Source organism: Devosia sp. (assembly GCF_030689745.1).
Classification (GTDB): Bacteria; Pseudomonadota; Alphaproteobacteria; order Rhizobiales; family Devosiaceae; genus Devosia; species Devosia alba.
Window position 1 is genome coordinate 1 of sequence record NZ_JAUYGL010000084.1, and the last position, 7,861, is coordinate 7,861.

General features: G+C 59.3%; 8 protein-coding genes and 1 pseudogene. 1 reads left to right on the top strand and 8 read right to left on the bottom strand.

Annotated elements, in window-relative coordinates:
• Window positions 1-115 precede the first annotated feature (115 nt).
• The 8 genes from Q8O80_RS07625 to Q8O80_RS07660 form a co-directional block, all read right to left on the bottom strand.
• The gene (locus tag Q8O80_RS07625; protein ID WP_305578596.1) at window positions 116-805 is read right to left on the bottom strand and encodes a 4Fe-4S dicluster domain-containing protein; all 690 of its coding nucleotides are present in this window, start codon (window positions 803-805) and stop codon (window positions 116-118) included.
• The gene (locus Q8O80_RS07630) at window positions 805-1,680 is read right to left on the bottom strand and encodes a hypothetical protein (RefSeq protein ID WP_305578598.1); all 876 of its coding nucleotides are present in this window, start codon (window positions 1,678-1,680) and stop codon (window positions 805-807) included. Before Q8O80_RS07630 ends, Q8O80_RS07625 begins: the two co-directional genes overlap by 1 nt.
• Window positions 1,680-2,732, bottom strand: coding sequence for an FAD-dependent oxidoreductase (locus Q8O80_RS07635; protein ID WP_305578600.1), 1,053 nt, complete (start codon window positions 2,730-2,732; stop codon window positions 1,680-1,682). The genes Q8O80_RS07630 and Q8O80_RS07635 overlap by 1 nt, the downstream gene beginning before the upstream one ends.
• Window positions 2,729-4,108: a heterodisulfide reductase-related iron-sulfur binding cluster gene (locus Q8O80_RS07640; protein ID WP_305578602.1), complete on the bottom strand. Its 1,380-nt coding sequence runs from the start codon at window positions 4,106-4,108 to the stop codon at window positions 2,729-2,731. Before Q8O80_RS07640 ends, Q8O80_RS07635 begins: the two co-directional genes overlap by 4 nt.
• A 41-nt stretch (window positions 4,109-4,149) precedes the next feature.
• Window positions 4,150-4,887, bottom strand: a complete 738-nt coding sequence (locus tag Q8O80_RS07645; protein WP_305578604.1) for a 4Fe-4S dicluster domain-containing protein — start codon at window positions 4,885-4,887, stop codon at window positions 4,150-4,152.
• Window positions 4,820-5,305, bottom strand: a complete 486-nt coding sequence (locus Q8O80_RS07650) for a DsrE/DsrF/DrsH-like family protein (protein ID WP_305578606.1) — start codon at window positions 5,303-5,305, stop codon at window positions 4,820-4,822. Before Q8O80_RS07650 ends, Q8O80_RS07645 begins: the two co-directional genes overlap by 68 nt.
• A 137-nt stretch (window positions 5,306-5,442) precedes the next feature.
• Window positions 5,443-6,132 carry a hypothetical protein gene (locus tag Q8O80_RS07655; protein ID WP_305578608.1) on the bottom strand — a complete coding sequence of 230 codons (690 nt, stop codon included), beginning with the start codon at window positions 6,130-6,132 and terminating at the stop codon, window positions 5,443-5,445.
• Window positions 6,133-6,183: 51 nt separating this feature from the next.
• Window positions 6,184-7,377, bottom strand: a complete 1,194-nt coding sequence (locus Q8O80_RS07660; RefSeq protein WP_305578610.1) for a lipoate--protein ligase — start codon at window positions 7,375-7,377, stop codon at window positions 6,184-6,186.
• Window positions 7,378-7,767: 390 nt separating this feature from the next.
• Between Q8O80_RS07660 and Q8O80_RS07665 the strand changes: the two are divergent.
• Window positions 7,768-7,861 (top strand): annotated as a pseudogene (locus tag Q8O80_RS07665) (IS6 family transposase); the annotation flags it as partial.

Sequence of the window (7,861 nt, forward strand, 5' to 3'; positions counted from 1 at the left end):
CCGGTCCCTTCAAGGGCCCAACCGGGGTAGTGCGCAAGTTTGTTGTATGACCCGGCCAAAATTCGGCTCCCTTCGCATCGAGTCCTAGCGCCATCCGGGTGGCGGTTTCGACTTCCTAGACATATTCATGGATCGCCGCGCGCGCCTTGCTCCACCCCTTTGTGCGGGGACGGAACACCGTCGCGAGGCCAAGCCGCATCAGATAGAAAACAGGGAAGCGCCGGACGAGACCCATCACCAGCGCGACCAGCCAGGGCTGAGTGAGCGGCTGGCCGGTCCGCTTCATGAATTGACGCAGGACCAGTCCGTCCTCGATCTTGCCGGTGTCGAAAACCTGCTGCGAGAAGGCTTCGTCGAAAACCATCGATGGTTTCTTCTCGGTGTGCCCCTTGAGCTCGAGCCAATGCGCCGTCGCCTTCATGACTCCTTCGGGGTTCACATCGCGCGGGCAGGCATAGGTGCACTTGTTGCAACTCACGCACTGCCAGATGATGTCCTTGTCACGCACCAGTTCCTCCTCCATGCCCAGACGGATGAGGTAGATCCAGAACCTGGGATTGAAGTCGGGATTGATGGCGTTGACCGTGCATGCATTGGTACAGGAGCCGCATTGCCAGCAGCGCGAAATATGCTCGCCGCCGGCAAGTGCCTCGATTTCATCCTGCATGTTTTCATTATAATCGCTGAGCGCGCGGCTCTCGATAAAGGTGCTCCAGTGGCCGGAGACATCCACTCCGTCGATCACCAGATTTTCGTGTTCGACAAGGTTTTCGGGCCGGATCAGTGATTTTTCGTGGATGGGCATCAGGATGGCTCCATCTGTGCGACCTGCCGGGGTTCTCCGAGCACGTGCGCGGTTCCATCGATGAGCTTGAGACGCGTGCGGCCCGTTTCGGTGTTCACGGCGTCAAGGCCGAGCATGCGGCGGGTATGCGCCATCGGGTCACCAGACGTGGTAAAATCAGATCTCAGATACTGGCCGCCGCGGTCGTTGATGTAGCCCGCGTAAACATGCGCCATGAGCAGGTCGCTGTAGAAAGGGAGATCGCGGAAAAAGCCATTGTCCTTGAGGAAGTCCTCCAACTCGCCGGACAAGGTCGCAAAAGTCGCGTAATCGTCCGCCGCATCAATCCGGGCCGTGTCGACATCGTCGGCAAACCAGATTTCCCGCAACACGCCTGTGCCGACGCCACGATCCCAGACCCACCGAGTCATCAGCGGATAGCGATCAGGTGCAATGAAATGCAGGATTTCCGCTCCGAGGTCGCGCACCCAGCGGTGCTCGCGGTCTTCGGGAAACGCGCCGGTAAACGCGGCAAGCCGCGCACCGGTGGTCGTCAGATCCGACCAGCCGTCAAGCAGAGCCGCGATCCGCTGCCGCAACGTCTCGAAACGGTTTGCTGCAAGCCACGGCCCGATCCGGCGCCGCACCGGGGTAATGAAAGAGGCAAGATCCAGAAATTCGGCTTCTTCCATGTCGCCGACCCGGCCCTTGCCGAGGATTTCCTCGAAGAGCGAAGCCTTGAGCGCCAGCGCCCCGACATAGCGTTCGACGCCGCCGGTCGGCTCGGCCGACTCGATCAGGTTTTCCAGCGCCTTGCGCAGCCGCGGCCCTGAGAGGTCAAGGATCAGGTCAGGTTTCACCGGCGCCGGCTCGGATTTGCGGATCAGCCGAAACATTACTCCGCCGCCTCCATGACTGAAGCGCGCAACATGTTCAGCGCCGCCATGGCGGCGGCCTGGGCCTGGGCGATGGAATCATCGATGGTTTCCGGCCCGGTCGCCGCCCCGGCGACAAACACGCCCGGTCGCGATGTTTCGCCCATGTGCAGATAGGCCGACGGCTTTTCGACAAATCCGTATTTGTTGAGCTTGACGTCGAACACCGCCGAGATGGTCATGTTGTCGACATTGGGATCCATGCCGATCGCATGCACGACCATGTCGAAAGGGATCGAAATCGGGCGCTTGACCAGCGTATCCTCGCCCTTGACCAGAAGCCGCTTGCCATCGGAGGTGACCTCGGCGATGCGGGCCTTGATATATTTCACCTTGTGAGTTTCCTGGCTCTCCCAGTAATAGGGACCCTCCAGAAGACCGAAGGTACGGATATCCATGTAGTAGATGTAGACATTGCTGTTGGGCAACGATTCACGGATTTCCATGGCGATATTGGCGGAGACGGTGCAACAGATCTTCGAGCACCATTCGCGTCCGATCTGGCGGTCGCGCGAGCCAACGCACAGCAGGATCGCCACCCGGTCCGGCGCGCGGCCGTCGGATGGGCATTTGACGCCAGATCCCGAAGACAACATTTGTTCGACCTGGACCGTGGTCACCACGTCGGGATAGGTGCCAAATCCCCATTCGGGTTTGTTGACGCTGTCGAAATGCGTGAACCCGGTTGTCAGGATCGCGGCGCCCGCCTCGATCCTGCTGCCGTCCTTGAGCGTCGCGACGAAGTTGCCGGGTTCGCCGCTGAAGCTGGCGACCGTTGCATTGAGATGGACATCGACCAGTTTGTTGCCGTCGACGCGGCTCACCATGCCGCCGATGGCATCGCTGGCCCATTCATGCGACGGCACCAGCTTTGCGTAACCCGACAGGATCGGCGCGCCGCCCAGCCTGTCGGCCTTGTCGACGATGACAGCCTTGTGACCTGAGGAAGCGACAGCGTGAGCCGCGGACAAACCGGCGGGACCGCCGCCGACAATGAGAACCGGCTTGCTCATTTTGCCTCCCCTGCCAGCGCTTTGGGCTTCACGTATCCGGGACCGGAGGTGATGGCGCGCTTGGGATCGTAAAGCGTCTCGATCCGTCCGGCCTTGACCTCCTCGAGATATCCTTCGAACTCGGCCTTCGCCTTCTCCCAGTCGATGCCCATTTTTTCGAGCAGCGTCTCGAACGGCGAGGCATGCCAGTGGAGCTGGGCAAGTTTGTAAGGATGCGCGCCAAGCGCAAGCGCTGCGAACTGGCAATCGGCCATGACCGGAAGCGCATAGACCTTGCCGACCGCCTTGCCGATCCACTGGTTCTTGTCCAGCGTGGTGATACATCCGGTGTCGTGACCAACCATCACGTCGGCACGGGCCTCTTCGACGGCCACCTTGATCTTGCGGTCGATGGCGAACGAGCGGGTGAACTCACGCTCGCCGATGATGTGGCGGAAACCGAAGCCGCAGCAATCGTACCAGGTCGAGTAGTCGATTACCTGCGCCCCCATAGTGTCCAGAAGGCCCGTGGTGACGGCCACGCGATTGCCGCCCAGGACGGTTTCGTCATAGATCACATCCTCCGGCACCATCTTGTAGACATGGCAGGCCGGATGAACCGTGGCGCGGATATTGCTGACATCCACCACCTGATGCTCCTTGAGCCGATGGCGCATGACATGCAGCCATTCCGAGTAGTGCACGATCTCCTCGGGGATCAGCAGTTTGTCGTCGACCAGGCGACCGAGCTTGCCAAGGATCTTCTTCACCTCGGCCCGCAACTCCGCCGAATGCATCAGGAAAATCCGCATTTCCTTGTAGTTGCCAAAGGAAGTGCCGCAGTGGACCAGGGGGAAATAGGTGCCTGCGGGCAGACCTTGCGATTTCGATGACACATAGGCCTGATGAAAGTTGCGCAGGAACACGGCGGCCAGCGACACCACATTGCCAATGCCGGAACCGTGGTAGTTCCAGGCCGTGCAGGAGGTCTGGTCGGTCTCGTCGAGATAGGTGATATCCAGCTTGTTCATCAGCCATAGCACGGAACTCGGATAGCCGGGTATATTGCCGCACTGGCCGCAGGATTTGTGATGCCACAGATTGTTGGTCGGGATCTTCTTGTCCCAGCCATAGAGCATCTTGGCCATCACCGGCTCATGGACATCGGACACCCGGTGGACGAGGATTTCCCCTTCCTTCTCGAGTTGCCACATGATGTCGCGAACGTCCTCCTTGCGTTCCTTGCCGGTTAGCAGCGCGCGCTTGTCGATCCTGGCCTCGACCCAGTCGGTTGCGCGCCGTGCTTCATCCGGCGTCAGATTGCTTGCCTGCCATTCCGCGCCGAACCCGCCGAAAGCGCCGGTCGGTCCACGTTCATTGCCAGTTCCGTTTGCCATGCCTTCCTCCTCCAAGGTCCGCGCCTGAACAGATGTCCGTCTCAGTCGTCGTCCTCGTCTTCCTGTTCCTCAAGCCATTCTTCCCATTCCTCGCGCTTCTCCTCCATCACGTCGGAGACCACATCGAAGAGGTTTTCATCCACCGTTTCGAGCTGATCGAGAACGCCGGTGGCTTCCCAGATTGTGTAGAGTTCCACCGAGGTCTTCAGATTGACCTCCCAGGCGGTGTCGAGCGTATGCATGGTCGGCATCGGGATCGCTTTGCGCAGGATGTTGAGCGGCGCGTCGATGCGGCTCACATTCGGCCCCCAGTCGGGGAAGGCTTCCTTGGTGATCATGTTCGGCGCAAGCTGGTTGCCGGTGGAGATCACCTTGAGCAGCACGCGCGAGAATGGCCGGAGCACTTCCTTGGCCGATTCCATGCCATGCTTGATGGCCACTTCGCGCATGATCATGACCAGACCACCGGGCGAATTTTCGAACGGGCAGCGCGCGGCGCAGGTGTAGCACTGGGCACAGGCCCAGATCTTCTCCTGCATGGCATCGTAAATGCCTTCGAGATTTTCCGTCCATAACAACTGCACGATCTCGCGCGGGGAATAATCGTAATAATGTGCGGATGGGCAGGTCGCCGTGCAGATGCCGCAGTTCAGGCAGCCGTGGATCTCGTGGTCGTAAACCGCGTGTCCCCGGATATCCTCGAAGATTTCCTCAAGCTTCTCCCGCGCTACCACCGGCGCTTCGGTAAACGGATCGCTGATTTGTGGGTGTGCGGTCAAATAACCCTCCAGGCGCTGACCAGGAAAACGACCTCGAGTATGTGAGTACCTTGGCGTCGTCGTTTTCCATGATTTCCTCAATCACCTTGGCTCCGCCGACGATTCCCTCACATTCCGGGATAAGGTCGTCCTCGGTCATGTCGAACAGGTCAAGATTGGGGGAGCAGCAGTAGAATTTCGCACCGGCTTCGTGCGCATCCTTGATGAAGTCATAGACGGTCTTGGGCGACCCAGGCTTCACGACGAGTCTCTCCGCCACGCCTTTCTTCATCAGTTGCCCTGCGGTCGCCGTGCAGATCACGTCAACCTCATAGTCCATGGCTGCTGCCACGGTGGCTTGAAAGAAAGGCGCACCCAGTTCCTCGCCATTGCGCGGATCCGTGTTGACCATAACGATGATTAGTTTGCTCGCCACCATTCGCTCCTCAACTCAATGGCACCCCGGGTTGAACTCCTCAATTCGACCCTGAGCATCGGAGCACGATACATTCCAAAAAAGGAATATGCAAACTGGAAAACGCAATCAGGGGAACTGACGATCCGGCGCGACGGACATCACATCAATCCGGTGTGATCCACCAGGCCGACCATCAGCCCTGTGAGGCAATTCGCGATTTCCGCCTGTGCAGCCCCCAGCGCTTCCAACGCCTCGACCGTATTGTCAGGGGTCTCGGTGAATTCCATCACCAGATCTTCGGCCATTCCCCGCTTCATGCCCGGATGTCCCAGAACACCGATAGAATTGGTGTTGACGGTAAAAATGAGCGGCTTGCCGTCTATATCCATGGACAGGATTTCGGCATCCGGCGGCAGGACCGGGCGATCCCGCACGTAGGAAGCCAGCGGAAAGGATCGCGGCAACAGGCCGCCCAGATGATCCGGACCGGTGGCCTGCGCCTGTTCCACTCTAAATCTCAACGGCGCTTCCTCCGCGCCGCCGCCAGCGGCCACCGACAGCACGATGGCGCCCAGGCCGAAGCCGATAACCGGCAGGCCGGCTTCGAGAAAACTCGCCGCCAGCCTCAGTTCCGCACCAAGACAAGGCAGCAGGTGACCGCTGACAATGCCGTAAGGCCCGCCGCCCAGTAACACCAGGCCATCATAGCCCTCGACCGTCCCCGGCAGTGTACCGCCGGCGGCAAAGGGGCGATGGTAGGTGAAGCGGATATTGCGACCTTCCAGATGGTCCTCGATCAGTCCGAGGTATTCCGTCTCGGTATGCTGGATGACACAGAGTTGCTTCACGCTTGCCTCACCACGGAGAATGCGGAATCGAATTCCGCCACGTTCCGTTGCTCAGTTGGAGGTTTCGGCAGCAGCCATGACGGCCGTGGCGAGATCGGCGCCAGAGACGCCCGGCATTTCGATTTGAAGCGCCTTCATCGCCGCCTCCGTCGCCTCCGCAATGGCATCCTTGGATAACTTGACTCCGGTTAGCTCCGTAGCGAGACGATCGACGCCGTCCGGTGGCAGACACGTGAAATCACCGGAAATCATCAGATTGCCGATCTTGCCGTCGCGACCGAGCAGATGCACACGAATCAGTCCGCCAGGCGCCTTGTGCATGCTTTCGGTCAGATGTGTTCCCTCGGAAATCTTCACTCCGAGCTCGACCAGCTTACGGCCCTGCAGATTGGTCCAGGCGGGATCCGTCAAGGCAACTTCGGCGCGTTCGATCGCCGCCCATTCCTCCGCTGTCGGCTGGTCCTCGACCGGCTCCACGCCCAGCACATCGGCGCAGTTGGCCAGAAACAGCGCCTTCAGCTTCGCCCGTTCAGGCGGCGCCGGCAACTCCTTGGCCATGGTTGTCATATAGTCGTCCAGCGTCTGGCGCAGCTTGTCGCGGAATTTCTCGCTTGGCACTTTCAGGCACCGGGCCATGGTGGCTGTGTCGAAGTCATACATGAAACTGCCCACCATCAAGGTGGCCTCGCCGATGCTGGCCGCACCTGTGCCGCCGATCTTGCGGCCGTCGACTTGAATGTCATTGATCGGGCGGTAACTGGCATTCACCCCGAGAGCCTGATAGGTGCGCACCACCGGCTCGATGAACATCGGATAGAGGTTGACCGCGAATTCGGGAACCTTTCGGCGCGGATAGATGAAGTGGGTGAAAAGCTGGTTCTCGTCGAGATAGACCGCTCCGCCGCCCACATGCCGCCGATAGATCGGAAGACCCTTTTCGGCGCAGAATGCCTCGTCCACTTCCTTCCCGATTTCCTGGTGCATACCCACACAGACATAGGGCGTTTCGGGCGATACCAGGCACAAAACCGGATCGCTTGTCTCTGTAATCGTCTCCGCAATGCCGTGGTAAACCGCCTGGCTGCGAAGCGCCGAAACACGATGGAAATCAAAGACCCTGAGTTTCATGTTGCTCCCCCGATGTACGCTGCCTTTATCCGCGAACGATCCGTCGCGTAGAATAAAATACATACCAAAAACGGCATGCGCCAGCCTTTCCTCGGGTTGAAGCGGAGAATGTTCCATCTCGCAGGGCCATCAGGCAATTGTGAACCAGTCTCAGTCTCCCCAAATTGGTCATCCATCGGGCCACAGCAGAAAGTTGAGTTTCGTCGATGTGCAAATCGTTATTCCCCGATCCGCGTAAAGGGGAGGGGGTGCTTCCGTTTGTCCGTTCGTCATCTTCGAATATCTGGAATGCTTACCGGTCAGCGTTGCTCATTCAGATTACAGCATTGCCCAATTGCTGCATAAAGCTAGAGGTTTGAAATGCGTTTGGCGCCAAGCCTGCTCGCCTTCCTCCAATAGCTTTGGTACAGAGCCAACCAGCAAGAACAGACGCAGCTGAGCGGAGGGAAAGGGCTGGAGCGCATTGCCAAGTTGTTCAGCCATACTGACCTGGCTACAGGGTGGTGCATGAAAATACCGTCTGCAATGCCGCGCCTGAAGGGCTATCGTCACCCTCGTGAAATCATCGCCTACGCGGTCTGGGCTTACCATCGGTTCGCGC

What these genes read in the sequence shown, in the direction of transcription:
- Q8O80_RS07625 (WP_305578596.1), bottom strand. Translation starts at nt 805, where the DNA reads ATGCCCATCCACGAAAAATCACTGATCCGGCCCGAAAACCTTGTCGAA.
- Q8O80_RS07630 (WP_305578598.1), bottom strand. Translation starts at nt 1,680, where the DNA reads ATGTTTCGGCTGATCCGCAAATCCGAGCCGGCGCCGGTGAAACCTGAC.
- Q8O80_RS07635 (WP_305578600.1), bottom strand. Translation starts at nt 2,732, where the DNA reads ATGAGCAAGCCGGTTCTCATTGTCGGCGGCGGTCCCGCCGGTTTGTCC.
- Q8O80_RS07640 (WP_305578602.1), bottom strand. Translation starts at nt 4,108, where the DNA reads ATGGCAAACGGAACTGGCAATGAACGTGGACCGACCGGCGCTTTCGGC.
- Q8O80_RS07650 (WP_305578606.1), bottom strand. Translation starts at nt 5,305, where the DNA reads ATGGTGGCGAGCAAACTAATCATCGTTATGGTCAACACGGATCCGCGC.
- Q8O80_RS07660 (WP_305578610.1), bottom strand. Translation starts at nt 7,377, where the DNA reads ATGGAACATTCTCCGCTTCAACCCGAGGAAAGGCTGGCGCATGCCGTT.